This window comes from Nocardia brasiliensis, assembly GCF_011801125.1.
In the GTDB taxonomy this organism is placed as follows: domain Bacteria; phylum Actinomycetota; class Actinomycetes; order Mycobacteriales; family Mycobacteriaceae; genus Nocardia; species Nocardia brasiliensis_C.
Genome location: NZ_CP046171.1, coordinates 5,052,176 through 5,076,870, shown reverse-complemented (window position 1 = coordinate 5,076,870; position 24,695 = coordinate 5,052,176). Strand labels below are relative to the sequence as shown.

Sequence of the window (24,695 nt, the reverse complement as noted above, 5' to 3'; positions counted from 1 at the left end):
AAGTGCTTGGCAATCGGTACATTTGGTGCAGCCCGAGCCCGGCACGAACGGCCGGGCGTTCGGCCGACATGCCTTCTTGGTGAACGTGAGTGCGGAAGTACGGAACTTGTCACAGTCATTGAACGCGCCGGAAGGCGAGCCTCGGGAGCCTGTCGTTGGACGTCGGCGCATGCCGCTGCTGGTACTGCTCGGCAGCGTCGTCGTGACCTCGATCGCGGTGGCCGTCGCGGTGTACTACGCGCCGAACGAGTTTCGCCTCCCGCTGACCATCGGCGCCGTCGTCGCCGCGGTCGCGCTGTGTGCCGCGAGCACAGCGGCCGCCTACTTTCGTGACGTCGCCGTGCGGGCGACCCGTGCGGCCGCGGCGGCTACCGCGGCGGCGGCAGCGCGGGTCCGGACCGCGGACGACGCGGCCGCCGCCCACGCGTGGGAAGCGAAGAACAACGAGAGCCGCCGCTCGGCGGCGATGGCCGCGTTCGCGGGCGCCGCGGGCCGGATGCAGGCTATGACCACCAGCATGCTCGCCGAGCTGCGCGAGATGGAACACCGCCACGCCGACCCGAAGGTGCTCGCCGACCTGCTGGAGCTGGACCATCGCACGGCCCAGGCCGGGCGCCTGGCCGACAGCATCGCCGTGCTCAGCGGCGCCCGCTCCGGCAGGCGCTGGGCCAAACCCATTGCGATGGAATCTATTCTGCGCGGCGCCATGGGTCGGGTCGCGGGCTACCAGCGGGTGCGGCTGCGCGCCATCGCCGAGATCGCCATCGCCGGTCACGCCGCCGAGGGCATCATGCACACGCTGGCCGAGCTGCTCGACAACGCGTGCAACTTCTCCCCGCCGACCACCGAGGTGCACGTCTACGCCGCCGAGGTGCCCGCGGGCGTGGTGCTCACCATCGAGGACAGCGGCCTGGTGATGAGCGAATCGGCGCTGCGCCGCGCCGAACAGACCGTGTCGGTGACGGGTCCGGACGGGCGCGGTCAGCGCTCGGTGGACCTGTCCTCGCTCAGCGGCACCCGGCTGGGTCTCGCGGTGGTCGGGCATCTCGCGCGCAAGCACGGGCTCACCGTGTCCTACCGTCCGTCGGCGATCGGCGGCACGGCCGTGGTCGTGGTGGTGCCGCGGGATCTCACCGCGCGCGTGGACCGTTCGCAACCCGCGGCGCCGGCCACCAACCCGTCCCTGCCCGCGGTCCCGACCGCGGCGCACAGCACCACGCCGCGGGCGGTGCCGATTCCGGACCCGGTGGCCGAGCGGGAAGTCCCGGTCACCCCGGCGGCCGCCGCGCCGACCGTCGAGGTCACCAGCATGGGGCTGCCGAAGCGGCGGCGCGGCAGCACCCTGGCCGCGGTGCACCCGGCCGGTCTCGCGTTGCCCGAACCCGCCGCGTCCGCGGCGGTGACCCCGCCCGCGGCAAGTCCGGCCGCGTTCGGCGCGTTCCAGCGCGCGCTGGCCGGGCGTGACGGCGAGAACGCCGCCGCCGCAACACCTTCCCCGTCCCCTACCGTTGCCGTGGAGAACGACCTATGACCACGTCTGTGCCGTCCGAACTCAGCTGGCTGCTCGAGCAGCTACTCGCTCGCACCCCGCGCACCCGGCACGCGCTGCTGCTGTCCGGGGACGGACTCAAGATCTGCCATACCCCGGAACTCGGTATGGACAAGGCCGATCAGCTCGCCGCGATCGCCGCGGGCATCCAAAGCCTTTCGCACGGTGCGTCGGTCGAGTTCGGGGACGGACGCGGCGGGGTCAGGCAGTCGATGACCGAGTTCTACGGCGGCATCCTGTTCATCGTCGAGGCGGGCTTGGCCGCGCACATCGCGGTGGTCGCCGCCGAGGACGCCGACGCGGGCCTCGTCGGTCACAACATGCGCGAGTTGGTCGAGCAACTGGGCCACCATCTCGCCTCCGCGCCGCGCGGCAGGGGCCCGCAGGGCGGCGGAGCCGACCAGGGGCGGGTAGATACAGGAGCGGGCGTGTCGTGATCAGACCCGGCCGTGACGACGACCCCGACCGGCTCTACACGCTCACCGGGGGACGCAGCAAACCCGACTCCGACAGCTTCGATCTGGTCACCCTCGTGGTCAGCGAGTGCGATCCGACGCCGGGCATGCAGTCCGAGCACGTGGCGATCCTCGACATGTGCCGCGCGCCGACCGCCGTCGTCGAGATCGCCGCCGAACTGCGGCTCCCGGTCGGCATCGCCACCATCCTGCTCTCCGACCTGCTGTACGCGGGCAAGATCACCGTCCGGCATCCGACCATCGGCCACGGCGCGCCGGACGCGCCGTGGAACGCCGTGCCCGACTCCACCACCCTCGAGAAGGTGCTCGTTGGACTCCGCAATCTCTGACCCTCGACCCGTCCGCGCCGACGCGCCACTGCACAGCGCGACCACACAGGGCCTCAAGATCGTCATCGTCGGTGGGTTCGGCGTCGGTAAGACCACCATGGTGCGGTCGGTCAGCGAGATCCGCCCGCTCGACACCGAGGCGACGATGACCGACGCGGGCGTCGGGATCGACGACCCGAGCGGCGCGCCGGGCAAGTCGACCACGACGGTCGCCTTCGACTTCGGCCGGATCACCATCGACACCGAGAACGTGCTGTACCTGTTCGGCGCGCCAGGACAGGAACGGTTCTGGTTCCTGTGGGATCGGCTGTTCACCGGCGCGCTCGGCGCCATCGTGCTCGTCGACCAGCGCCGCATCGCCGACTCGTGGTACGCCATCGATCGGCTGGAAGCCCAGCGGACCCGATTCGTCGTGGCATGCAACAACTTCGGCGGGCCGTCCCGGCCGGACGAGGTGCGTGACGCGCTGGACCTGGACCCGCACGTGCCGCTGGTCGAATGCGACGCGCGTTCGCGCGAATCCAGCAAACAGGTGCTGATCACCCTGGTCGAGCACCTCTACGCCGACGCCCCGCGAGCGGAGAACGCTTCATGACCAGCCCGAGCGCCGCAGCCGCCGGTTTCGGTGGGTGCCCTGCCCACCCGCAGTCGGCGGTGCCGCTCAGCGGCCCGCGCTTCCACACCGACCCGCAGCATCTGTACCGCGAGATGCGCAGGGAGCACGGGCCGGTCGTCGCGGTCGAGCTGCCGGGCGACGTGCCCGCGTGGCTGGTCATCGGCTACCGCGAGCTGCATCAGGTGACCAGCGATCCCGACCTGTTCCCGCGTGATGTCAGCCGGTGGAATCAGTGGCCGAACATTCCGGAGGACTGGCCGCTGCTGCCGATGGTCGGCCAGCCGCGGCCATCGATCTATTTCACCGCGGGCGTCGAGCATCGCAGGCACCTCGCGATGGTCGAGCCCGCGCTGGACTCGGTCGATCCGTTCGAATTGCGCCGCACCTGTGAGGAATCGGCGGACCGGTTGATCGACGGCTTCTGCGGTCGCGGCGAAGCCGATCTGGTCGCCGAGTTCGCGCTGCTGATGCCGGTGCTCGCGCTCGCCTGGGCGCTCGGCTTCCCGGACGAGGAGGGGCCGCGGCTCGCGTGGAACATGAAGGCGCTCGCCGACGGCGGCGCCGACGCGCAAGCCGCCTACGGCCGCTACCACGAGCAGATGGTGCAGGTGCTCGCCGCCAAAAAGGCAAGGCCGGGAAACGATCTCGTGTCCCGGATGCTCGCGCACCCCGGCCGGTTCACCGACGAGGAGTACGTGCAGGATCTGATGGCGATCACCGCTGCGGGCCACCTGCCCACCGCCGACTGGATCGGCAACTCGGTGCGGTTGATGCTCACCGACGACCGCTTCGCCGCCGCGCTGGGCGGCGGCAGGCGCAGTATCGGCGAGGCGATGAACGAGGTGCTGTGGGAGGACACCCCGACCCAGATCCTCGCCGGGCGCTGGGCAGCACGCGACACGCGGTTGGCGGACAAGGTGATTCGCTCCGGTGACCTGTTGCTGCTCGGGCTCGCCGCGGCCAACGCCGACCCGCACGTGCGCCAGCACCTCGGCGATGGCGCCGCGACCGCGCACGCGGGCAACAGCGCGCACTTCGCGTTCAGCTACGGCGAATACCGCTGCCCGTTCCCCGCCCAGCAGCTGGCCGAGATCATCGCGCGCACCAGCATCGAGGTACTCCTCGACCGGTTGCCCGACATCGATCTCATGGTGCCCGCGCAGAATCTCGTCCGGCGGCCCTCGGCCTTCCTGCGCGGCATGACGTCGCTGCCGGTTCGTTTCACACCAGTTCGTGCGGTTGGAGGTACCCCGTGACGCAAACATGCCCATTCGCCATCGACCCGATGGTCGGTGACCTGGACGGGGAGACCGCACACCTGCGCGCGGCGGGCCCGATCACCCGGATCGAGCTGCTCGGCGTGCCCGCCTGGACCGTCACCGAACACGCCGTCGCCCGGCGACTGCTCGTCGATCCGCGGCTGATCAAGGACATCAACGGCTGGTCGCTCTGGAATTCCGGGGTGGTGACCCGGCAGTGGCCGCTGATCGGCATGATCGACGCGGGCCGGTCCATGTTCACCGTCGACGGGGCCGAACATCGAAGGTTGCGGATCAAGACCACCCAGGCGCTCTCACCGCGCCGGCTCGAGGACATCCGCCCCGTCGTGGAGCGGCTCACCGCCGAACTGCTCGACGATCTCGCGGCCGCCGGTGCCGACGGCGCGGTCGTCGACCTGAAGCAGGTGTTCGCCTACCCGCTGCCGATGCGGGTGGTCAGCGAGCTGATGGGGGTGGACCGCGCCGACCACCCCATGCTGCTGGATTGGTACAAGGCGTTCTTCTCGCTGCTCACCCCGCAGGACGAGCGACTGCGGGTGATCGACGAAATGGACGTCTACTACACGGATCTGGTGCGCAAGAAGACAGCAGACCCCACCGACGACCTGACCACCGCGCTCATCTTCGCCGACGACGGGGGCGCACCGCTGACCGAGGAAGAGGTCGTCGGCAACCTCAAAGCGCTCGTCGCCGCCGGGCACGAAACAACCGTCGGCCTCATCCTCAACGCCGTGCGCGCGCTGCTGACCCACCCCGATCAGCTCGCCAAGGTCCGCAGCGGCGACGTCGAATGGAAAGCGGCGGTGGAGGAAACGCTGCGCTGGGACAGCCCGGTCACCCACCTGCTGATGCGCTTCGCCACCGAGGACATCACCATCGGCGACACGGTGATCGCGAAGGGCGACGGAGTTGTCATGTCCTACCGGGCGATCGGGCGCGACACCGCCGTACACGGCGCCGACTCCGACGATTTCGACCTCACCCGGCCGACCGCGCACCGCCACATGACCTTCGGACACGGCCCGCACATCTGTCCAGGCGCCGCCCTGTCCCGCCTAGAAGCGGGCATCGCCCTACCCGCCCTCTTCACCCGCTTCCCCACCCTCCGCCTGGCAATCCCACCCGCCGACCTCCGCAACCTCCCCGTCCTCACCCAAAACGACCTAGCCGCCTTCCCCGTGCACGTGTAAACCCCGAATCCACACCCCTTCTCGGGATCTACACCACCTCTGGGCGCCCGCAAAGGGTGTAGATCCCGAGAAAGGGTGTGGATCCCGGGTTCTCCCCAGGGGTGGGTTGTGCACAGGGGGTGGGTGGGGAGGGGGCGGGGAGTGGGGGTGGGGTGAGGATGGGGGTATGGATGGGGTGGGGTTGCATCGGCGCGGTGCGGAGTTGCGGGGTGGGCTGAGTGACGAGGAGATACGGCGGCGGTACACCGCCGGTGACTGGTTCCGTGTGCGGCGCGGTACTTATGTCGATCGTGCGAGCTTTCAGGATCTGGACGCGATCGGGCGACATCGGACGCTGATCGATGCTGTCGCGTCGGCCGCGGCGCCGGGGATCGTGATCAGTCATCAGTCCGCCGCCGTTGTATACGGTGCGCCGCTGTGGCAAGTGTCGCTGGAAAAGGTTCAGGCGACCCGGGATCGGCGTACCGGTGCTCGGGTCAAATCGGACGTCCGAGTCCACTGCGCGCCGGTCGGCGTCGTCGCCGAGGTCGACGGGCTGCTGGTCACCACACCCGCGCGCACGGTGGTCGATCTCGGGCGCACGCTGTCGTTCGAATCCGCGGTCGTCACCGGTGACGCGCTGCTGCACGACTTCGGTGTGTCCCGGGCCGAGCTGGCGGCAGAGCTGGAGCAGGCCAAGTCGCGTACCGGTATCGCGGCAGCCAGGCGGGTGGTCGCGTTCCTGGATGGGCGCAGTGAAAGCGTGGGCGAATCTCGCAGCAGGGTGCTGCTGGCCCGTGCGGGTCTGCCCGAACCGACCTCGCAGGGTAACGTTTTCGATCCATCGGGCAGGTTCCTCGGACGCGTCGACTTCTACTTCGAGGGCACCGGCGTGCTGTGCGAGTTCGACGGCCGCGTCAAATACGGTCGCTTGCTCCGCCCCGGGCAAGACGCGGCCGACGCCGTCTTCGAGGAAAAGCGCCGCGAGGACGCCATCCGCGCCTGCGGCTACCAACTAGTCCGCTGGACATGGTCAGACCTCACCACCGAGCGCGTAGCCGCGCGCGTACGCGCCGCGCTCACCCGCGCCCGCCGCACCCCCACCGACGGCCGCGTCGAGCCCTCCCGAATCCACACCCCTTCTCGGGATCTACACCCTTTGCGGGCGCTCAGAAGTGGTGTGGATCCCTAGGAGGGGTGTGGATCGGTGCAGGAGTTTGGTGGCGGCGGTTTCGATGTGGGTTTCGTTGAGGAGGGTGGTGGTGGCGGCGGGGCCTAGGGGGATGAAGGTGTCTTCGCTGGTTGCGCGGGTGAGGGGGCCGTCGAAGCCTGCGTCGAGGAGGGCGGCGTAGATCGACTCGGAGACGCCGCCGCTGCGGCGGGTTTCGTCGGCGACGAGAACGCGGCCGGTGGCGCGGGCGTGCCGGAGCAGGTCGTCGACCGGCAGGGGGGCGAGCCAGCGCAGGTCGAGGACGCGGGCGTGGATGCCGCGCTCGGCGAGGCGGCGGGCGGCCCGCAAGCTCATCGGGACGCCGTTGGCGAAGCTGACGATGGTGAGATCGGTGCCGTCGCCGTATACCCGGGCACGGCCGATATCGACGTGCTCGGTCCCGGAAACCGGTGCGAGCCAGGCATTGTCGCCCGGCTCGTACAGATCGCGGGTGTGGTACAGGGCGATCGGCTCCAGGAACACGCACACGCGGCCGTCGACGCGGGCCGCGGAAACGCAGGTGCGCAGCAGCGCTGCGGCGTCGTCGGCGCGGGCGGGGGAGGCGACGACGATCCCGGGGATATCGCGCAGCGCCGCGATCGAGTTGTCGTTGTGGAAGTGGCCGCCGAAACCCTTCTGATAGGCGTAGCCCGCGATCCGCACCACCATCGGATTGCGGTACTGCCCAGCGGAAAAGAACGACAGGGTGGCGGCCTCGCCGCGCAGCTGATCGGCCGCGTTGTGCACGTAGGCCAGATACTGGATCTCCGGAATCGGCACGAACCCGGCCAGCGCGGCACCGAGCGCCGTGCCGAGCACGCTCTGCTCGTCGAGCAACGTGTCGAAGACCCGGCGGCGGCCGAACTGCTTCCGCAGCCCCTTCGTCACCCCGTACACGCCACCCTTGCGCCCGACATCCTCGCCGAAGACCAGCACGTCCCGATCCCGCGCGAGCAGTTGCGCCAGCGTGCGATTGACCGCCTGCCCCAGCGTTCCCGAATCCTCGCCATCGGCGAAGAGCTTCGTGCCCGGTGCGGCCTGTGGCGGCGCGCCGGTGGTTTGCCCGGCGGCCGAGTCGGTCGCGGGCGTGCCGGGCAGCGGTGCGCTGCGGAGGGCGTCGGTGCGGATCAGGGCGGGGTGATAGGGGGCGAGTGGGGCGAGCACCGCGGGGGCGGAATCCAATTTCGGTTCGCGCCACACCTCTTCGGCGGTGGTGCGCACGCGGCGGGCGATCGCGTCGTACCGGTCGAGCAGTTCGGCCGGGGTGGCGACGCCGGCGCTGACGAGGTGGCGTGCGGTCGCCACGAGCGGGTCGCGGAGCAGGTCGGTGGCGATATCGGCGGGCTTGCGGTAGGCCGATTCGACGTCGGAACCGGCGTGGCCCATCAGCCGGACGGTGCGCAGGCGCAGGAACGCTGGCTTGCGCTGCGCACGCACCCAGTCGGCGGCGGCGCTCGCGGTGCGCAGCGCGTCGACGGCGTCGCACCCGTCGGCGTCGAAATAGCGCAGGCCGGGGCGTGATCCGTACGCCTGCGGGATCCAGTCCGGGGGAGTGGGCACGCTGATGCCGATGCCGTTGTCCTCGCACAGGAACAGCAGCGGCAGCCCGACCCCTTGCCGCGCGGTGTGAATCGCGGCATTGATCGCACCGGCCGCGGTGGAGTGGTTGGCCGAGGCGTCCCCGAAACTGCACAGCACCACCGCATCCGACGGCCACTCGCTCGAAATACCAAGGCGTGCCGCACGATCGATGGCGAAGGCGAGACCGACCGCGCGCGGCAGATGCGAGGCGATGGTCGAGGTCTGCGGGATGATGCTCGCGGCCTTGCTGCCGAAAACCTTGTGCCGCCCACCGGAAATCGGGTCCGCCGCCGCGGCGACGACGCCGAGCAGCACGTCCCGGATCGGGTCGAGGCCGGGCACCCGGCGGGTGCGCTGCACGAAGAACCCGCCCGAGCGGTAGTGCAGCAGTGCCGGATCGTCCACCCGCAGCGCCAGACCGAGCGCCGCGTTCCCCTCGTGCCCCGACGAGCCGATGCTGTAGTAGCCCCGCTTGCTCGCCCCCAGTTGCCGCGCGGCCAAATCCAGCTGCCTGCTCGTCACCTGGGACTCGAACAGTTCCAGCAGCGTCGCCCCGCTGATGCCCGGCGCGATCTCCGCCGCCCGGCGCACCCCCGGCGACAACGCGCCGACCGCCGTACGAAACCGTTCGTCAAGCACCTTGCCCGGACTGGCCCCCGGGGCAGCTTCCCGCTCGCTCACGGCCCCACTTTATCCCCACCGCCGACGATTATGCGCGCCATCGGCAATCTGGCCGAACTTTTTCCTGTCGCCACGTCGCATCGCCGGAGATGAAGCCACACCGTCCAGCGCCATCTACCGCGCATTACCCGGCGGGTGGCGAAACCGCTGAATCGGTGCGGCAACTCGGTACGGCTGGAGGTGCGCGGGCAACCTGGAACGGGCGTTCACGCAGCGAGGAAAGGTCGAGACCCCGCCGTCCGGGGACGGCGGGGTGCGGCGATTCAGTCCGGGAGCTGCAGCGCGGAGGCGGCGGGCTGGTCGAGGAGCCAGGTGGTGGACTCGAGGCCGATGGCGCCCGCGGCGGGAATGTCGACGGGGTCGGCGCCAGCGATCGCGGCGGCCACGGCATCGGCCTTGGCGGCGCCGCCGACGACGAGGACCACGTGGCGGGTGCGGCGGATCGCGGGGACCGTGAGGGTGACCCGGACCGGCGGCGGCTTGGGCGAATTCGTCACGGCGACAACGAGTTCGTGCTCCTCGCGGACCGCGTCGGTGTCGGGGAAGAGCGAGTTGACGTGCCCTTCGCCGCCCATGCCGAGCAGGTGCAGGTCGAAGGAGCCGTGCTCGGCGAGGTAGGCGTGCACCGCGGCGGAGTATTCGGCGGCGGCCTCGATCGGGTCCGGGTATTCACCGTCGGAGGCGGCGACCGGGTGCACGCGGGCCGGATCGACCGGGACATGGTCGAGCAGGGCCTGGCGGGCTTGCAGGTCGTTGCGTTCTCCGTCGGCGGCGGGCACGAATCGCTCGTCGCCCCAGAACACGTCGAGCCGGGACCAATCGATGGCGCCGGGCGCCTTGCGGACCACCTCGAGCAGGCCGATGCCGGTGCCGCCACCGGTCAGCACCACGGAGGCACAGCCGCGAGCGGCCTGGGCCGCGACCACGACGTCGACGAATTTGGCCGCCGCGGCGGCGACCAGCGAGTCGGTGTCGACATGGACCTCGACGGTGTCGCTGGCAGAGGTGTCGTTGTCCTGCGTTCCGGTTTCACTCATAGGTCACCTTCTCGATTCCGGCGAGAGCTTCTGCATAGATCTCATCGGCGTCGAGTCTACGCAGCTCCTCCGCGAGGCAGTCCCGAGTTTCCCGGCGGGCCAAGGCGATTCGCTGGTCGGGGTCGCCGGTGCGGGTCAGCGTCGCGGTGCGGCCGGTCTGCGGCCGTTCGATCGCGACCGACACCGAAGGCCGCTTGATCTCGACCTTCAGCGCGCCGGAGCGGCGCCGCACCGGGCAGTCCAGGCGGATGGCGAGCCAGCCCGCGAGGATGTCGAGGGCCGGTTCGTTGCGCAGCCCGGACACGAGCACCGATTCGACCGGCTCGTACGGCGGTTCGTCGAGCGCGGCGGCGAGCAGCGCCCGCCAGTAGGTGATCCGGCTCCACGCCAGATCGGTGTCGCCGGTCGAGTAGGACTCGAGCCGCTTCTTGATCGTCGCCTGCGGATCGGCGGCGAAGGTGGCGTCGGTGATGCGTCGAGTCGCCAAGCGCCCCACCGAATCCTTGGACGGGAACTCCGGCGCCCCGCGCGGCCACCAGGCCACCACGGGGGTGTCGGGCAGCAGGAACGGGATGACGACGCTGCTCTCGTGATTGATCAGCTCGCCCTGCAACCGCAGCACGATCACCTCGGCCGCGCCCGCGTCGCCGCCGACCCGGATCTGCGCGTCAAGCCGGGTCTCGGCCTCCCGGTCACCGCGCGCCAGAACGACCACCCGGCAAGGGTGTTCACGGCTGGCGTCGTTGGCGGCGTCGATCGCGTCCTCGGCCTCCGAGCTGTCCAGCGTGCACACCACCAGGGTGAGCACGCGCATCATGGTGATCACGCCGTTGCTCTCGCGCAGTTGCACGATGCGCTTGGTGACCTCGCCGGTGGTGGTGTCCGGCATATCGATGATCATGGTCGCCGCCATTCCCGCCCGGTGCGGGCGAGCATCTCCTCGGCCGAGGCCGGGCCCCAGGTGCCCGCCTCGTAGGGCTCGGGTTTGCCTTCGGTCGACCAGTGCTCGAGCACCGGATCCAGGATGCTCCAGGACAATTCGACCTCCGCGTTCACCGGGAACAGCGACGGCACCCCGAGCAGCACGTCGAGGATCAGGCGCTCGTAGGCCTCGGGGGAGGACTCGGTGAACGCCTCGCCGTAGCTGAAATCCATGTTGACGTCGCGCACTTCCATGCTCGACCCCGGCACCTTCGAGCCGAACCGGGTGGTGATGCCCTCGTCCGGCTGCACCCGGATGACCAGCGCGTTCTGCCCGAGGTCCTCGGTCATCGTCTGGTCGAACGGCAGGTGCGGTGCCCGCTTGAACATCACCGCGATCTCGGTGACCCTGCGGCCCAACCGCTTTCCGGTGCGCAGGTAGAACGGCACCCCGGCCCAGCGCCGGGTGTTGACCTCGAGGGTGATCGCGGCGTAGGTCTCGGTGCGCGACTCGGGGTCGAAACCCTCCTCGTCGAGCAGGCCGACAACGTGCTCGCCGCCCTGCCAGCCCTCGGCGTACTGTCCGCGCGCGGTCGTCTGGTCCAGCGGCTCGACGAGCTTGGTGGCCGAGAGGACCTTGATCTTCTCCGCCTGCAACTGCTTGGGCTGGAAGCTGATCGGCTCTTCCATCGCGGTGAGCGCGAGCAGTTGCAGCAGGTGGTTCTGGATCACGTCGCGGGCGGCGCCGATCCCGTCGTAATAGCCTGCGCGCCCGCCCAATCCGATGTCCTCGGCCATGGTGATCTGCACATGGTCGACGTAGTTGGCGTTCCAGATCGGATCGTAGAGCTGGTTGGCGAAGCGCAGCGCCAGGATGTTCTGCACCGTCTCCTTGCCGAGATAGTGGTCGATGCGGAACACCGTCTCCTCCGGGAACACCCGGTTGACCAGTGCGTTGAGCTCCCGGGCGCTCTCCAGATCGTGGCCGAACGGCTTCTCGATCACCACCCGGCGCCACGGCTTGCGGCCCGCGGCGTCGGTCGTGCTCGGTTGCGCGAGACCGTGTTCGGAGAGCTGGTCGAGCACCACCGGGAACATGTTCGGCGGAATCGACAGGTAGAAGGCATGATTGCCGCCGGTGCCGCGGTCCTTGTCCAGCTTCGCCAGGGTGTCCGACAGCGTGGCGAACGCGGTGTCGTCGTCGAAGGAGCCCTGTACGAAGCGGATGCCCTCGGCCAGGTGGTCCCAGACCTCCTGCCGGAAGGGCGTGCGCGCGTGCGCCTTCACCGCGTCGAGCACGACCTCGGCGAAATCCTCGTCCGCGTAGTCGCGCCGGGCGAAGCCGACCAGCGCGAAGCCCGGGGGCAGCAGCCCCCGGTTCGCGAGGTCGTAGATGGCCGGCATCAACTTCTTCCGGGACAGGTCACCGGTGACACCGAAGATCACCATGCTGCACGGGCCCGCGATGCGCGGCACGCGCTTGTCCCGCTCGTCGCGCAGCGGGTTCTGCCAGCGTGGAGTTTTGTCGGGGCCGGCCATCGGGTCAGTTGTTCCCGGCCGCGGCGAGTTCCTCGGTGGTGGCCGAGAGCAGCTCGCCCCACGACTTCTCGAACTTGTCCACGCCCTCGGTCTCCAGCACCTGGAACACGTCGTCGAGGTCGATGCCGACCGCGGCCAGCTTGTCGAAGACCTCGCGGGCCTGCGCCGCGGTGCCGCTCACCGTGTCGCCACGGATCTCGCCGTGATCGGCGACGGCCTCCAGCGTCTTCTCCGGCAGCGTGTTCACCGTGTTGGCGCCGACCAGCTCGGTGACGTACATGACGTCGGAGTACTCCGGGTTCTTCACGCCGGTCGACGCCCACAGTGGCCGCTGCCGGTTCGCGCCCGCCGCGCCCAGGTGGTTGTAGGTCGAGGTGTGCTTGCCACCGTCGAACACGTCCTGGTACTCGGCGTAGGCCAAGCGCGCGTTGGCGATACCGGCCTGCCCGCGCAGGGCCAGCGCCTCCGCCGAGCCGATCGCCTCGAGCCGCTTGTCGATCTCGGTGTCCACCCGGGACACGAAGAACGAAGCGACCGAATGGATCTTGCCGAGGTCGTGGCCCGCGGTCTTGGCGCTGCGCAGACCGTCGAGGTAGGCGCCCATCACCGCGCGGTAGCGCGCGACCGAGAAGATCAGCGTGACGTTCACGCTGATGCCCTCCGCGATCACCTTGCTGATCGCGGGCAGGCCCGCCTCGGTGGCCGGGATCTTGATGAACAGGTTCGGGCGGTCGACGGTCTTCCACAGGTCGATGGCCTGCGCGACGGTCTTGTCCGCGTCGAACGCGAACCGCGGGTCGACCTCGATGGAGACCCGGCCGTCCACGCCGTTGGACGCCTCGAACACCTCGGTGAACACGTCGCAGGCGGCGCGCACGTCATCGGTGGTGATGATGCGGATCGCGGCGTCGGCGTCCGCGCCCTGGGCGGCAAGCTCTTTCAGCTGGCCGTCGTAGGCGTGGCCCTTGCTCAGGGCGCCCTGGAAGATGGTCGGGTTGGTGGTCACGCCGACGACGCTGCGGGTGGCGATCAGCTCGGCGAGATTGCCGGACTGGATCCGGTCCCTGGACAGGTCGTCGAGCCAAACGGAGACGCCTGCCGCGGCGAGGGCGGCGAGATTCTCGTTCTGTGCCATGAGCGCTTATCCCTTCACGTTCGCGATCGTGCGCTGCGCGGCGGCAACGACGTTTTCGGCGGTGATTCCGAACTCGCGGAACAACGTCTTGAAATCGGCGGACGCACCGAAGTGCTCGATCGAGACGATCTCACCCGCGGCGCCGACGAACCGGTGCCACGGCATCGCGATACCGGCCTCGACCGCGACACGCGCACCCACCGACGGCGGGAGCACCTCGTCGCGGTACGCCTTGTCCTGCGCGTCGAACCACTCCACACACGGCATCGACACCACGCGGGTTCCGATGCCCTGCTCCTCCAGCGTAGTGCGGGCCGCGACGGCCAGCTGCAGCTCCGAACCGGTGGCGATGAGAATGACCTGCGGCGTGCCGGTCGACGCCTCGGCCAGCACGTAGCCGCCCTTGGCGACACCCTCGAAACTGGTGCCCTCCTGGATCGGCAGATCCTGGCGGGTCAGCGCGAGCGCCGACGGGCCGTCCTGGTGCGCGGGCTCGGACACGGAGAAGTGCGAGGTGTGCTCGCTGCTGTCGCGCTCGAGAATGGTGCGCCACGCGTAGGTGGTCTCGTTGGCGTCACCGGGACGCACCACGTTGAGGCCAGGGATCGCGCGCAGCGCGGCCAGGTGCTCGATCGGCTGATGCGTCGGGCCGTCCTCGCCGAGGCCGATGGAATCGTGGGTCCACACGTAGATCGCGGGCACGCGCATCAGCGCCGCCAGTCGCACCGCGGGTCGCATGTAATCGCTGAACACCAGGAAGGTGCCGCCGTACGGACGCGTCGGGCCGTGCAGCGCGATGCCGTTCAGAATCGCGCCCATCGCGTGCTCGCGCACCCCGAAATGCAGCGTGCGACCGTACGGGTCGGCCTTCCACATGCCGGTCGAGATCGACTCGGGGCCGAAGCTCGGGGCATCGGGCATCGTGGTGTTGTTGGACTCGGCCAGGTCGGCGGAGCCGCCCCACAGCTCCGGCAGCACCGGCGCCAGCGCGGCCAGCACCTTGCCGGACGCCTTGCGGGTCGCCATGCCCTTCGGATCCGCCTCGTAGGTCGGCAGATTCGCCGCCCAGCCGGCCGGCAGATCGCGCTTGGCGAGCCGGTCGAACAGCTCCTTGTTCGCCGGGTTCGCCTGCGCCCACGCGTCGAACTGCTGCTGCCACTGCGCGTGCGCCGCCTTGCCGCGCTCGACCGCCTTACGGGTGTGCGCGATGACCTCGGGCGCGACCTCGAAGGTCTGCTCCGGATCGAAACCGAGCACCTTCTTGGTGGCGGCCACCTCGTCGGCGCCCAGTGCGGCGCCGTGCGCGGCACCGGTGTTCATCTTGTTCGGGGCCGGATAGCCGATGATGGTGCGCAGCACGATGATCGACGGCCGGTCCAGTTCCGCCTTCGCGGCCGCCAGCGCGTTCTCGATCGCGACGACGTCCTCGCCGCCCGCCACCACCTGCACGTGCCAGCCGTACGCCTCGTAGCGCTTGGCGACATCCTCGGTGAACGCGATGGTGGTGTCGTCCTCGATGGAGATCTTGTTGTCGTCGTAGATCACCACGAGATTGCCGAGCTGCTGCGTGCCCGCCAGCGAAGACGCCTCTGCGGTGACGCCCTCCTCCATATCACCGTCGGAGGCGACCACGTAGATGAAATGGTCGAACGGGCTGGTACCCGGCGCGGCACTCGGATCGAACAAGCCACGCTCCCGACGCGCGGCCATCGCCATGCCGACCGCCGAGGCCAGACCCTGACCCAACGGACCGGTCGTGATCTCGACACCGTCGGTGTGCCGGAACTCCGGATGACCCGGCGTGAGCGAACCCCACTTGCGCAGGTTCTTCAGATCATCGAGCGCCAAACCGAAACCGGCCAGATACAACTCGATGTACTGGGTGATGCTGGAATGGCCGCACGACAATACGAACCGGTCCCGGCCCACCCACGACGGGTCGCTCGGATCGATCCGCATCACGCGCTGATAGAGGGAATACGCCAACGGCGCCAAACTCATCGCGGTGCCGGGGTGCCCGTTCCCGGCGTTCTGCACCGCGTCCGCGGCAAGCACCCGGGCAGTGTCGACGGCCTTGGTGTCCAGATCCGTCCAGTCGTCCGGGTAGTTCGGCTGAGTGAGGGCGCGGATGTCATCTGTGACTGACACGACCGAGGTTCTCCTGACATTGGTTTCGTCGACGGCGGCTTGCTGGCGGCGATGAACGCGCGGCAGCGACGGTGTGCATACCGGGTGTGTACCCAACCACCCTAGATGTGCCCGCTGAGCGGCATGCGAGCAGGCGGTGTTGTTGGCCGCGCGGGCGCGGCGTGTTCGCGGCCCCTTTTGTCTCGTGTCTCAGCGGTCGAGACTTGCGCCTGCGGCGCGTGCGCTTCGACCGCTGAGCCACGAGACGGCCGCGAACGGGTCGCTCGTAAGACTCGCTCCGTGGTGGTTGCGTTGGGTCGGGAGGGGCGTGAGTGTTCGCGGTCCCTGGTGGGTTCGGGTGTGCCGTCGAGTGTTGTGTCTGTTGGGCGGGGGCTTGACGGGGTTCGCTCGGGTGTCGATCTATCGTGTGCTCGACCACAATTGGGGGCTGGTTGCTTGGGGCTCTGGGAAGGGTGGGGGCGGTGGGGGTCTACCATCCTCTGTAGTAGTAGCCGCGCCGCATCGGCTGAAGGGGCGCCGAGCGGACGTATGTCCAGGTCTCGTGCGTCCAGTACGGCGGGGGACGCGCGCGCTGCTTGGTCCATGCCGGAGGCGATGCACAGCGTGCGAGGAGAAACAGTGCGGATTGGGCAACAGCCGGGTGGCAATGGCGCACACGGCTCCGCTCCGACGGTGCTGACCGAACGGTTCACCGGACCCGGCCTGCCGTCGCGGCTGATGCGACGAGTGCTCGCCTACATCGCGCTCACCAAGCCGCGGGTCATCGAACTGCTGTTGGTCGCGACGATTCCGACGATGCTGCTCGCCGACCGCGGCACCATCGACATCCGGCTCATCCTGGTCACCCTGTTCGGCGGCTGGATGGGCGCGGCGAGCGCGAACACGCTGAACTGTGTCGCCGACGCCGATATCGACAAGGTGATGAAGCGCACCGCGAAGCGGCCGCTGGCCAGGGAGGCGGTGCCGACCTCGCACGCGTTCGTGTTCGGCGTCGTGCTCGGCCTGGCCTCGTTCACCTGGCTGTGGTGGCAGGCGAACCTGCTCAGCGGCGCGCTCGTCGTCGCGACGATCCTGTTCTACGTCTTCGTCTACACCCTCGGCCTCAAGCGCCGCACCTCGCAGAACGTGGTGTGGGGCGGCGCGGCCGGTTGCATGCCCGCCCTGGTCGGCTGGTCGGCGGCGACGGGCGGCATCGGCTGGCCCGCGATCGCCCTGTTCGGCGTCATCTTCTTCTGGACGCCGCCGCACACCTGGGCGCTGGCCATGCGCTACAAGGAGGACTACCGCGCGGCGGGCGTGCCGATGCTGCCTGTGGTCGCCACCGAGCAGGCGGTGACCAAGCAGATCGTCATCTACACCTGGCTCACCGTGCTGACCACGCTGGCGCTGGTGCCCGCCACCGGCGTCGTATACGCCGCCGTCGCGCTGGTGGCAGGCGCCTGGTTCCTGCTCATGGCCCACCAGCTGTACGCGGGCGTGCGGCGGGGCGAATCGGTGAAGCCGCTGCGGCTGTTCCTGCAGTCGAACAACTATCTGGCCGTGGTGTTCTGCGGTCTCGCGGTCGATTCGGTGCTCGGCTGGGACACGATCGGCAGCTTCTTCGGCTGAGGCCGGCTCAGTCGCGCTCGCCGACGTAGCCGTCGGGCCGGACGGTGATCCGGGTGCCGTCGAGCGCGTGATAGGCGGCGAAGGCGTGCCCCTCGACATCGACGACGTGCGGTCCCCTCGCCGCGGCGCCGGGTCGAACCACCGCGTACACCCGAGCCTGCGGCACGGTGGGCAGTGGCCCGGTCTCGCCGAAGCACAGCATCGTCGCGTGCGGGCCGCGGAAGAGATCGAACAGGCGGATCGAATTGCCCGCCATGTCCTTCAGCGGCGCGTCCGGGGCGCGATCGCCCGCGACGAGCTCGCCGCGCGCGCCTGGATCCCGGTAGGTGATATCCAACTGCTGGGTCTGCGGGCCGCGCTCCATCGCGTCCTCGTCGCCGCGGGTCAGCTTGTCGAGCAATGCCGCGCTGACGCCGAGCACCCGCGCCGCGACGGTGCGGCGTTCGGATTCGTAACTGTCCAGCAGTGATTCGTCCCCGCCCAGCGCGGCGGCCAGCTTCCAGCCGAGGTTGTAGGCGTCCTGGATGCCCGTGTTCAGCCCTTGGCCGCCGGTCGGCGGATGCACGTGCGCCGCGTCACCGGCCAGGAACACCCGCCCGTCCCGGAATCGTTGCGCCAAGCGGATATTGGGCCGCCACTCGGTGACCCAGGTGAGGTCGGTCAGTGTGATGTCGGTGCGCCCCGAGTAGCGGTCGAGGTATTCCTGCAGGACCTCGATGGTCGGCTCGGCCGCGCCGTGCAGTGGTGCGGCGAACTGGAACTGACGCCCACCGGGCAAGGGGGACAACGCAATTCCCGCCATCGGTTGACCTGCCGTGGCGAACCAGTAGCCGAACTCGTGGTCGAGCGCGTCCGCGCGCACGTCGCCGAGCAGCATCCGGATCGACTCGTCGGTCGAGCCTTCGAACGCGATGCCGAGTGTTTTGCGTACCGTGCTGCGACCGCCGTCGGCTCCGACCAGGTAGGCCGCGCGCACGGTCTCGGTGCCGTCGTCGCGCACCAGGGTCGCGGTGACGCCGGTCGCGTCCTGGGTGAACGTGCCGAGCGCGGTGCCGAGTTCGACCTGGACGCCCAGCTCCGCGAGCCGATCGCGCAGGATCGCCTCGGTCTTGGACTGGCCGAGCATCCAGGCGTTCGGGTAGGGGACCGCGGGGGTCGGGTCGACGGGTTCGCGCATGATCCGCTCGCCGACGAACGCGCCGTCGAGATGGACCCGCATGGTCGGCATCGCGCGACCCGCCGCGCGGATCGCGTCGAGCACGCCGAGGTCGTCGAACACCTCCAGCGTCCGGGGCTGGATACCGTCGCCGCGCGAACCCGCGAAGAACTCGGTGGCCTGGTCGACGATGCGAACCGGGAGTCCGCGCCGGGCGAGCTCGATGGCGATGGTGAGTCCGGTCGGGCCGCCACCTGCGATGAGTACCTGGTCGTGCACGTTTCCTCCAAAACTGAATGCTGATTCAATGAATGCGTATTCAGTATTGGAGTTGGTAGGTTGCCTGTCAAGAGGAGGTGGGTGCGGGTGTCGATGAGTCGCAAGGAGAAGTCGGCCGAAACCGAGCACGCGCTGAAGGCGGCCGCGCTGCGGCTGTTCGCCGAGCGCGGCTACCTGAACACCAAGATCGCCGACATCACCACGGCCGCCAATCGCGCGGCGGGGTCGTTCTACAACCACTTCACGAGCAAGGAGGAGCTACTCCAGGCGCTGTTGAACGACGTCGCGGCCGAAGGCGACGTGACGGCGGAGGGGGCGGACCACAACCCCGACTTCACCGATCCGGCGGCGGTCCGCTTCCACGTGGAGCAGTACTGGGTCTCGGCACGGCAGCACTGGGCCGTCTTCCGATCGATTCAGCAGGCCGCCCTGGTCAACGACGAATTCGCCAGGCAGGCAGGTCAGTTCGCGATCCAGCAGCGCCGCGATATCGCCGATCACCTGGACGGCTTCGGCCCCGACGGCCCGACCCTGCCGAGCACGCCGGACGCCAGTCTGGCCATGATGTTCCTGCTCACCACGGGCCTGCTCCAGGCCGTCGAGGAGGGCGCCGTCGAACTCACCGATCGGCAGGCCGTCGACGGCCTGACCCGCTTCATCTACCGCGGCCTCACCGGCCGCGACTACTGATCCCGATCAGGGGAGCAGCACGATCGATCCGGTGGTCTTGCGGGACTCCAAATCTCGATGGGCCTGCTCGGCCTCGGCGAGCGGGTAGGTGGCGCCGATGCGAATCCGCAGGCTGCCGTCGGCGACGGCGGTGAAGATGTCATTGGCCCGCCAGAGCAGTTCGGCGCGATCGCGGGTGTAGAAGGCGAGGCTGGGCCGGGTGACGAACAGCGCGCCCGCGCCGTTGAGACGTTGCAGATCGAACGGGGGAACCGGGCCGCTGGCCGCGCCGAACAGGGCGAGCATGCCGCGCACGCGCAGCGCTCGCAGGCTGGCCTCGAAGGTCGACGCGCCGACGCCGTCGTAGACCGCGGCGACGCCGACACCGTCGGTGAGCGTGCGGACCTCGTCGGCGAGCTCGTCGCCGTAGCGCAGCACCTCGGTGGCGCCCGCCTCGCGCGACAGCTTCTCCTTGTCATCCGAGGACACGGTCGTGATGACCCGGGCGCCGCGGGCGACCGCGAGCTGGGTCAGGATCAGCCCGACACCGCCCGCGCCCGCGTGGACCAGCACGGTCTCGCCGGGTTCGGGGGTGTAGATGGATTCGAGCAGATAGTGCGCCGTCATCCCTTGCAGCAGTGCCGAGGCCGCGACCGGCGGTTCGACGCCGTCGGGCACCTTGATCGCGACCTCGGCGGGCACCGCGACGCGCTCGGCGTAGCTGCCCGGCGCGCTCGCCCACGCGACCCGGTCGCCGACCGCGAACTCGGTGACGTTCGCGCCGACCTCGGTGACCACGCCCGAGGCTTCCCCGCCCGGAATGTAAGGCACGGCCTGGGGGTAGCGGCCGGTGCGGATATAGGTGTCGATGAAGTTGACGCCGCTCGCCTGGACCTCGACGAGCAACTGGCCGGCCTCGATCGTCGGGTCGGGCACCTCGACGTAGTGCAGGACTTCGGGACCGCCGTGCTCGGATACCTGAATGGCGCGCATGAGATCCGTTCTACACCCGAGGGGCTGGATCGGTTCCTACTGGCCGGTAAACTCCAACACATGAGTGCTCATGCCGCCACGGCTCCAGTGAAGTTGTCGGGCGCCCTCGTGGAGTCCGTCAAGGGTTTCGTCGCCGACCACGACGGTTCGGCCACCGCGGTCCTGCAGCCGATCGGACGGATCGGTGTCCGTGTGACGCTGGTCGGCGCCGACGGCATCCTCGGTGACCGCGTCGTCGACGATATGGCCACCGCGAAGGAACTCGTCGCCACCGTCGACGGTCTCACCGAGGCCGACGAATGGGAGCGCGAGCTGACCTCGATCGTCACCCCGCGACGCAGCCACTGGGCGCAGATGGCGGGCTGGGTGGCCCGGCAGACCCGATTCCCCAAGGCGCGCAACGAGAAATGAGCCGGATGCGCAGTCGTGCCCGCGCGCTCGGCCGGTGGGTGGCCAGGGCGGGCGCGGTGCTCACGGTGGGTCTGCTTGTCGCCCCGGCCGTTCCGGCCCTCGCTCAGCCGCCCGAGCTGCGCGTGTGCACGCCGGGGGACTACCCGCCGTACGCGACCGCCGAGGGCGGTTATCGCGGCGTCGACATCGACCTGGCCCGCGGTTTCGCGGACCTGCTCGGCCGTCCGATCGCCTTCGTTCCGTTGACCTGGGCGAGTTTGAAGACCGATTTCGCGGCACTGCACTGCGATATCGCGGTCGGCGGCATCTCCGACGCACCGGCGCGGCGTGCGTTCGCCGACTTCTCGATCACCTACGGCACCGACGGCAAGACTCCGATCACTCGGCGCGGCAACGAGACCGAGTACGCGACCATCGAGCAGATCAACCGGCCCGGCGTGCGGGTCATCGCGAATCGCGGTGGCACCAACGAGGAATTCGCGCGCAGGAACTTCCCGCAGGCGCAGCTCACCCTGTGGCCGGAGAACCTCACCATCTTCGACGAGGTCGAGCAGGGCCGCGCCGACGTCTTCGTCACCGACGCCGTCGAGGGCCGCTACCGCGTCCGTCAGCACCCAGGCCTGCGGGTGCTGCACCCGGACCGGCCGTTCGACTCGTTCGGCAAGATCATGCTGGTGCGCAAGGACGACCCGGGCCTGGCGATCTCGTTGAACGCCTGGCTGGCGTCCCAGATCGCCACGGGCGCAACCGATCGTCTCTTCGCCCAGTGGATCGGCCCGGACGCCACCGCGTAGACGGTTCAGGGCAGAGGTAGCGAGTCCAGCCAGTCGCGCCACCGCTGCAGCTCGACCGCGCGGTCCGCGTCGGTCACCGCGAGGTAGAGGTGCGCGGCGAGGTCGGCCATCGCAAGGTCGGTGGCCCGTGGTCGAGGAAGCCCGCGTCCCGCCGCGGTGTCGTCAACGGGCGTTCGTGATTCCCGGTGCTCAGGGAAAAGCGTTTGCGGGCAAGGGGTTACGGTGGGGGTCAGTATTCGCCGCGGACCAGGTTTCGCGGTTGCTCGCCTGCGGTGAAGCGCAGGACCTCCGCGCGGGCGACGGCCCAGGCGCGTTCGAGACTGCCGGTGCTGCTGCCGGCGACATGCGGGGTCAGCACGAGGTTCGGAGCGTCCCAGAGCGGATGCTCGGGCGGCAACGGCTCGGGATCGGTGACGTCGAGGGCCGCGCGCAACCGCCCTGAGCGCAGTTCCGCGAGCAACGCGTCGGTGTCGACCACCGGACCGCGCGCGACATTCACCAGGATCGCGTTGTCGGCCATGGCGGCGAGGAACTTCGCGTCGACCATGCCGCGGGTGCGCGTGGTGACCGGGACAGTGAGGATCACGACGTCCTGCGCGCCGAGCAGTCCCGGCAGTTCGTCGATGCCGCGCACCCCGCCGCGGGCCCGGGTGCCGACCAGCGTCACCGTCGTGTCGAAACCGGCCAGCCTGCGCGCCAGTTCGGCCGCGAGATCGCCCGCGCCTACCACCAGCACCCGCTTGCCCGCGAGGGTCTCGGTCTGGTGGTAGGCCCAGTGCCGCGCCTGCTTGGCCGCGGCGAAGCCGCCGAGATCGCGGTAGAGGAACAGCAGCGCGGCCAGCGCCCATTCCGCCGAGCTGCCGCCGTGCGCGCCGCGCGCGTTGGACAGGCGGACCCCGGCGGGCAGTGCCCCGATCCAGCCTTCGGCGCCCGCGGTGAGCAATTGGACCAGGCGAAGTTTCGGCAGGCCCGCGAGGTTCATCGCGCCGGGCCGGGAAAGAAACGCGGGCACAAGCACTTCCGCGTGCTCGGCCCCCGCTGGCAGTGCTGCGCCGGGTTCGTAGCGCATCGGCCGCACGCCGTCGATGCCCGAGAGTGCCGCGACGCCTTGGTCGTCCGGCACCAGAACGATGACCGCCATGCCCACAGATTAGGCGTTCCCGGTCGGGGCGGTGCCGGTCGGCTGTCCCATCCACGACGTCCGAAGGCGGCAGGGGGCCACCGCGCCGGACAATTTCCGACCGACCGTCTGGTCGGTGTGCGGGACCGTCCGGGCAGAGGCAACTGTCTCAGTCAATTTTCCGGATCGGCTCATTCCGCCGCAGAGTGACATATCAGTCGGCTAAATTGTCCGTGGTCGGGGGTGGAGCCGACGGAATAGAGGTTGCGGTGGTCGTCGACAAACTCGCCCGTGCGTCCGAACCCTTGGCGCACTGGGGATTCGCTCTCGTCCTCAACAGCCTGCGCACCTTCGGCCGGACCTTGCAGCTGGCCGTCGCGGCCTTCGGCTACCTGATCAGCGACCTGCTCAAGCTTCGACATCCGTGGCGCGACACGCTCCAGCAGGGCTGGTTCATCGTCAGCGTCACCGCGATACCGGCGGTGCTGGTGGCGATTCCGTTCGGCGTGATCGTCTCGGTCCAGGTGGGCAGCCTGACCCAGCAGGTGGGCGCCACCTCGGTGGCAGGCGCGGCGGGCGGACTCGGCGTGATCCGCCAGGGCGCGCCGATGGTGACCGCGCTGCTGCTCGGCGGCGCGGCGGGCTCGGCGATCGCCTCCGATCTGGGCGCGCGCACCATCCGTGAGGAAGTAGATGCCTTGCGCACCATGGGCATCGACCCGGTGCGGCGATTGGTCGCACCGCGGCTGGCGGCCATGATCGTGCTCACGCCGCTGCTCTGCGTGCTCATCATCTTCATGGGGGTGTTCACCGGTTACGTGGTGGCCGTCGGCTTTCAAGGGGTGACGCCGGGCAGCTACCTGTCCTCGTTCGCGGCGTTCGCGACCATGGCCGATCTCGGGGTGGCGATCGCGAAGTCCATCGTCTTCGGCGTGATCGTGCTGATCGTCGCGTGCCAGCGCGGTCTGGAGGCGACGCACGGTCCGAAGGGAGTCGCGAACGCGGTGAACGCCGCCGTGGTGATCGGGGTGATCGCGGCGTTCGGCGTGAATCTCGTGATCACCCAGCTCGTTTCGATGTTCCTGCCGCAGAAGGTGGGTTGATGACCGAGATTCCCGCCACGTACCGCCCGTTCGGCAGGGCCGTGCGCTTCGCCGAGCGCGGCACCCGGCCACCGCTGACGCTGCTCGAATCACTCGGGCATCAGCTGACATTCGTCGCCCAGGTGCTCGCCGCCGTACCGCACACGCTGCGCAGCTATCGCAGGCAGACCATGCTCACCCTCACCGATATCACCTGGGGCAGCGGCAATATCATCGTCGGCGGCGGCACCGTCGCGGTGCTGATCTTCCTCGGCGTCGCGGTCGGCGGCTCGATCGGCGTCGAGGGCTTCACGGCGCTGAACATGGTCGGTATGGGCCCGCTCACCGGATTCGTCTCGGCCTACGCCAACACCAGGGAGATGGCCCCGATGGTCGCGGCCATCGGCTTCGCGGCCCAGGCAGGCTGCCGGATGACCGCCGAGATCGGCGCGATGCGCATCTCGGAGGAGATCGACGCGCTGGAGGCCATCGGCATCCGGCCGATTCCGTTCGTGGTGACCACCAGGGTGATCGCGGGCATGATCACCATCGTCCCGCTCTACCTGCTGACGCTGATCCTCAGCTATCTGTCCTGTGCGGTCGTGGTCAATGTGCTGCACGGTCAGTCCTCGGGCACCTATTACCACTATTTCGACGCCTTCCTCCAACCCGGCGACGTGGTCGCCTCGCTGCTCAAGGCGACGGTGTTCGTGGTGATGATCATCCTGATCCACGGTTACCAGGGCTTCTACGCGACCGGCGGGCCCGAGGGCGTCGGCCGGGCATCGGGGCGGGCGATCCGCGCCAGCCTGGTGCTCGTGGTGGTCGCGGACATGATCCTGACGATCGTGTTCTGGGGTCTCGATGTCGGAATCAGGATCTCGGGGTGACACATGCCGGTATTCGTTGATT

22 protein-coding genes are annotated in these 24,695 nt (G+C 69.4%); 13 read left to right on the top strand and 9 right to left on the bottom strand.

The features are described from left to right. Window positions 1–169: 169 nt before the first annotated feature. The 7 genes from F5X71_RS22880 (at window position 170) to F5X71_RS22850 (ending at window position 6,611) form a co-directional block, all read left to right on the top strand. The gene (locus F5X71_RS22880) at window positions 170–1,531 is read left to right on the top strand and encodes a sensor histidine kinase (protein WP_167463891.1); all 1,362 of its coding nucleotides are present in this window, start codon (window positions 170–172) and stop codon (window positions 1,529–1,531) included. Further along, window positions 1,528–1,986 (top strand): roadblock/LC7 domain-containing protein, encoded by a 459-nt coding sequence (locus tag F5X71_RS22875; protein ID WP_167463890.1) that lies wholly within the window; start codon window positions 1,528–1,530, stop codon window positions 1,984–1,986. The genes F5X71_RS22880 and F5X71_RS22875 overlap by 4 nt, the downstream gene beginning before the upstream one ends. Continuing rightward, a complete protein-coding gene (locus F5X71_RS22870) occupies window positions 1,983–2,354 on the top strand; it encodes a DUF742 domain-containing protein (protein ID WP_167463889.1) in 372 nt (123 codons plus the stop codon). Before F5X71_RS22875 ends, F5X71_RS22870 begins: the two co-directional genes overlap by 4 nt. Beyond that, window positions 2,335–2,949, top strand: coding sequence for an ATP/GTP-binding protein (locus tag F5X71_RS22865; RefSeq protein ID WP_174817120.1), 615 nt, complete (start codon window positions 2,335–2,337; stop codon window positions 2,947–2,949). Before F5X71_RS22870 ends, F5X71_RS22865 begins: the two co-directional genes overlap by 20 nt. After that, window positions 2,946–4,226, top strand: coding sequence for a cytochrome P450 (locus tag F5X71_RS22860; RefSeq protein ID WP_167463888.1), 1,281 nt, complete (start codon window positions 2,946–2,948; stop codon window positions 4,224–4,226). Before F5X71_RS22865 ends, F5X71_RS22860 begins: the two co-directional genes overlap by 4 nt. Beyond that, window positions 4,223–5,440, top strand: coding sequence for a cytochrome P450 family protein (locus F5X71_RS22855; RefSeq protein WP_167463887.1), 1,218 nt, complete (start codon window positions 4,223–4,225; stop codon window positions 5,438–5,440). The genes F5X71_RS22860 and F5X71_RS22855 overlap by 4 nt, the downstream gene beginning before the upstream one ends. A gap of 166 nt (window positions 5,441–5,606) precedes the next feature. After that, window positions 5,607–6,611, top strand: a complete 1,005-nt coding sequence (locus F5X71_RS22850; RefSeq protein ID WP_167463886.1) for a hypothetical protein — start codon at window positions 5,607–5,609, stop codon at window positions 6,609–6,611. On the opposite strand, the gene F5X71_RS22845 is transcribed toward F5X71_RS22850, so the two are convergent. The 6 genes from F5X71_RS22845 to tkt all read right to left on the bottom strand — a co-directional run bounded on the left by F5X71_RS22845 (window position 6,570) and on the right by tkt (window position 15,671). After that, window positions 6,570–8,891 (bottom strand): thiamine pyrophosphate-dependent enzyme, encoded by a 2,322-nt coding sequence (locus F5X71_RS22845; protein WP_428981385.1) that lies wholly within the window; start codon window positions 8,889–8,891, stop codon window positions 6,570–6,572. The genes F5X71_RS22850 and F5X71_RS22845 overlap by 42 nt on opposite strands. A 263-nt stretch (window positions 8,892–9,154) precedes the next feature. Next, complete coding sequence (gene pgl, locus F5X71_RS22840) at window positions 9,155–9,928, bottom strand: 6-phosphogluconolactonase (protein ID WP_167463885.1); 774 nt, start codon at window positions 9,926–9,928, stop codon at window positions 9,155–9,157. After that, complete coding sequence (gene opcA, locus F5X71_RS22835) at window positions 9,921–10,829, bottom strand: glucose-6-phosphate dehydrogenase assembly protein OpcA (protein WP_167463884.1); 909 nt, start codon at window positions 10,827–10,829, stop codon at window positions 9,921–9,923. Before opcA ends, pgl begins: the two co-directional genes overlap by 8 nt. Continuing rightward, window positions 10,826–12,388 (bottom strand): glucose-6-phosphate dehydrogenase, encoded by a 1,563-nt coding sequence (zwf, locus tag F5X71_RS22830; RefSeq protein ID WP_167463883.1) that lies wholly within the window; start codon window positions 12,386–12,388, stop codon window positions 10,826–10,828. Before zwf ends, opcA begins: the two co-directional genes overlap by 4 nt. 4 nt (window positions 12,389–12,392) lie before the next feature. Beyond that, window positions 12,393–13,523, bottom strand: a complete 1,131-nt coding sequence (gene tal, locus F5X71_RS22825; protein WP_167463882.1) for a transaldolase — start codon at window positions 13,521–13,523, stop codon at window positions 12,393–12,395. A gap of 6 nt (window positions 13,524–13,529) precedes the next feature. Further along, window positions 13,530–15,671, bottom strand: a complete 2,142-nt coding sequence (gene tkt, locus F5X71_RS22820; protein ID WP_167463881.1) for a transketolase — start codon at window positions 15,669–15,671, stop codon at window positions 13,530–13,532. Window positions 15,672–16,253: 582 nt separating this feature from the next. On the opposite strand from tkt, the gene F5X71_RS22815 reads away from it, so the two are divergent. Continuing rightward, complete coding sequence (locus tag F5X71_RS22815; protein WP_428981384.1) at window positions 16,254–17,279, top strand: heme o synthase; 1,026 nt, start codon at window positions 16,254–16,256, stop codon at window positions 17,277–17,279. Window positions 17,280–17,286: 7 nt separating this feature from the next. Here F5X71_RS22815 and F5X71_RS22810 read toward each other — a convergent pair whose 3' ends face one another. Then, window positions 17,287–18,714: an FAD-dependent monooxygenase gene (locus tag F5X71_RS22810; protein WP_167463880.1), complete on the bottom strand. Its 1,428-nt coding sequence runs from the start codon at window positions 18,712–18,714 to the stop codon at window positions 17,287–17,289. Window positions 18,715–18,807: 93 nt separating this feature from the next. On the opposite strand from F5X71_RS22810, the gene F5X71_RS22805 reads away from it, so the two are divergent. Beyond that, a complete protein-coding gene (locus F5X71_RS22805) occupies window positions 18,808–19,404 on the top strand; it encodes a TetR/AcrR family transcriptional regulator (protein WP_167463879.1) in 597 nt (198 codons plus the stop codon). Between the two features lie 6 nt (window positions 19,405–19,410). Here the strand turns inward: F5X71_RS22805 and F5X71_RS22800 are convergent, their stop codons facing one another. Beyond that, window positions 19,411–20,376 (bottom strand): quinone oxidoreductase family protein, encoded by a 966-nt coding sequence (locus F5X71_RS22800; RefSeq protein WP_167463878.1) that lies wholly within the window; start codon window positions 20,374–20,376, stop codon window positions 19,411–19,413. Between the two features lie 60 nt (window positions 20,377–20,436). Between F5X71_RS22800 and F5X71_RS22795 the strand changes: the two genes are divergently transcribed. Both F5X71_RS22795 and F5X71_RS22790 read left to right on the top strand, forming a co-directional pair. Then, window positions 20,437–20,787 (top strand): hypothetical protein, encoded by a 351-nt coding sequence (locus F5X71_RS22795; RefSeq protein ID WP_029892701.1) that lies wholly within the window; start codon window positions 20,437–20,439, stop codon window positions 20,785–20,787. Window positions 20,788–20,792: 5 nt separating this feature from the next. After that, window positions 20,793–21,581 (top strand): transporter substrate-binding domain-containing protein, encoded by a 789-nt coding sequence (locus F5X71_RS22790; RefSeq protein WP_167463877.1) that lies wholly within the window; start codon window positions 20,793–20,795, stop codon window positions 21,579–21,581. Window positions 21,582–21,810: 229 nt separating this feature from the next. Here the strand turns inward: F5X71_RS22790 and F5X71_RS22785 are convergent, their stop codons facing one another. After that, entirely contained in the window at window positions 21,811–22,722 is a 912-nt protein-coding gene (locus F5X71_RS22785; protein WP_167463876.1) for an NAD(P)-dependent oxidoreductase, read from the bottom strand. A 284-nt stretch (window positions 22,723–23,006) separates the two neighbouring features. Between F5X71_RS22785 and F5X71_RS22780 the strand changes: the two genes are divergently transcribed. Both F5X71_RS22780 and F5X71_RS22775 read left to right on the top strand, forming a co-directional pair. Further along, on the top strand, window positions 23,007–23,804 hold the full coding sequence (locus F5X71_RS22780; protein ID WP_167466654.1) for an MlaE family ABC transporter permease: 798 nt from the start codon (window positions 23,007–23,009) through the stop codon (window positions 23,802–23,804). After that, window positions 23,804–24,673: an MlaE family ABC transporter permease gene (locus F5X71_RS22775; protein WP_167463875.1), complete on the top strand. Its 870-nt coding sequence runs from the start codon at window positions 23,804–23,806 to the stop codon at window positions 24,671–24,673. The genes F5X71_RS22780 and F5X71_RS22775 overlap by 1 nt, the downstream gene beginning before the upstream one ends. Window positions 24,674–24,695: the final 22 nt, after the last annotated feature.

Coding starts and splice junctions, on each gene's coding strand:
- F5X71_RS22880 (WP_167463891.1), top strand. CDS start 170: ATGCCGCTGCTGGTACTGCTCGGCAGCGTCGTCGTGACCTCGATCGCG.
- F5X71_RS22875 (WP_167463890.1), top strand. CDS start 1,528: ATGACCACGTCTGTGCCGTCCGAACTCAGCTGGCTGCTCGAGCAGCTA.
- F5X71_RS22860 (WP_167463888.1), top strand. CDS start 2,946: ATGACCAGCCCGAGCGCCGCAGCCGCCGGTTTCGGTGGGTGCCCTGCC.
- F5X71_RS22850 (WP_167463886.1), top strand. CDS start 5,607: ATGGATGGGGTGGGGTTGCATCGGCGCGGTGCGGAGTTGCGGGGTGGG.
- pgl (WP_167463885.1), bottom strand. CDS start 9,928: ATGAGTGAAACCGGAACGCAGGACAACGACACCTCTGCCAGCGACACC.
- opcA (WP_167463884.1), bottom strand. CDS start 10,829: ATGATCATCGATATGCCGGACACCACCACCGGCGAGGTCACCAAGCGC.
- zwf (WP_167463883.1), bottom strand. CDS start 12,388: ATGGCCGGCCCCGACAAAACTCCACGCTGGCAGAACCCGCTGCGCGAC.
- tal (WP_167463882.1), bottom strand. CDS start 13,523: ATGGCACAGAACGAGAATCTCGCCGCCCTCGCCGCGGCAGGCGTCTCC.
- F5X71_RS22815 (WP_428981384.1), top strand. CDS start 16,254: ATGCCGGAGGCGATGCACAGCGTGCGAGGAGAAACAGTGCGGATTGGG.
- F5X71_RS22805 (WP_167463879.1), top strand. CDS start 18,808: ATGAGTCGCAAGGAGAAGTCGGCCGAAACCGAGCACGCGCTGAAGGCG.
- F5X71_RS22800 (WP_167463878.1), bottom strand. CDS start 20,376: ATGCGCGCCATTCAGGTATCCGAGCACGGCGGTCCCGAAGTCCTGCAC.
- F5X71_RS22795 (WP_029892701.1), top strand. CDS start 20,437: ATGAGTGCTCATGCCGCCACGGCTCCAGTGAAGTTGTCGGGCGCCCTC.
- F5X71_RS22790 (WP_167463877.1), top strand. CDS start 20,793: ATGCGCAGTCGTGCCCGCGCGCTCGGCCGGTGGGTGGCCAGGGCGGGC.
- F5X71_RS22785 (WP_167463876.1), bottom strand. CDS start 22,722: ATGGCGGTCATCGTTCTGGTGCCGGACGACCAAGGCGTCGCGGCACTC.
- F5X71_RS22775 (WP_167463875.1), top strand. CDS start 23,804: ATGACCGAGATTCCCGCCACGTACCGCCCGTTCGGCAGGGCCGTGCGC.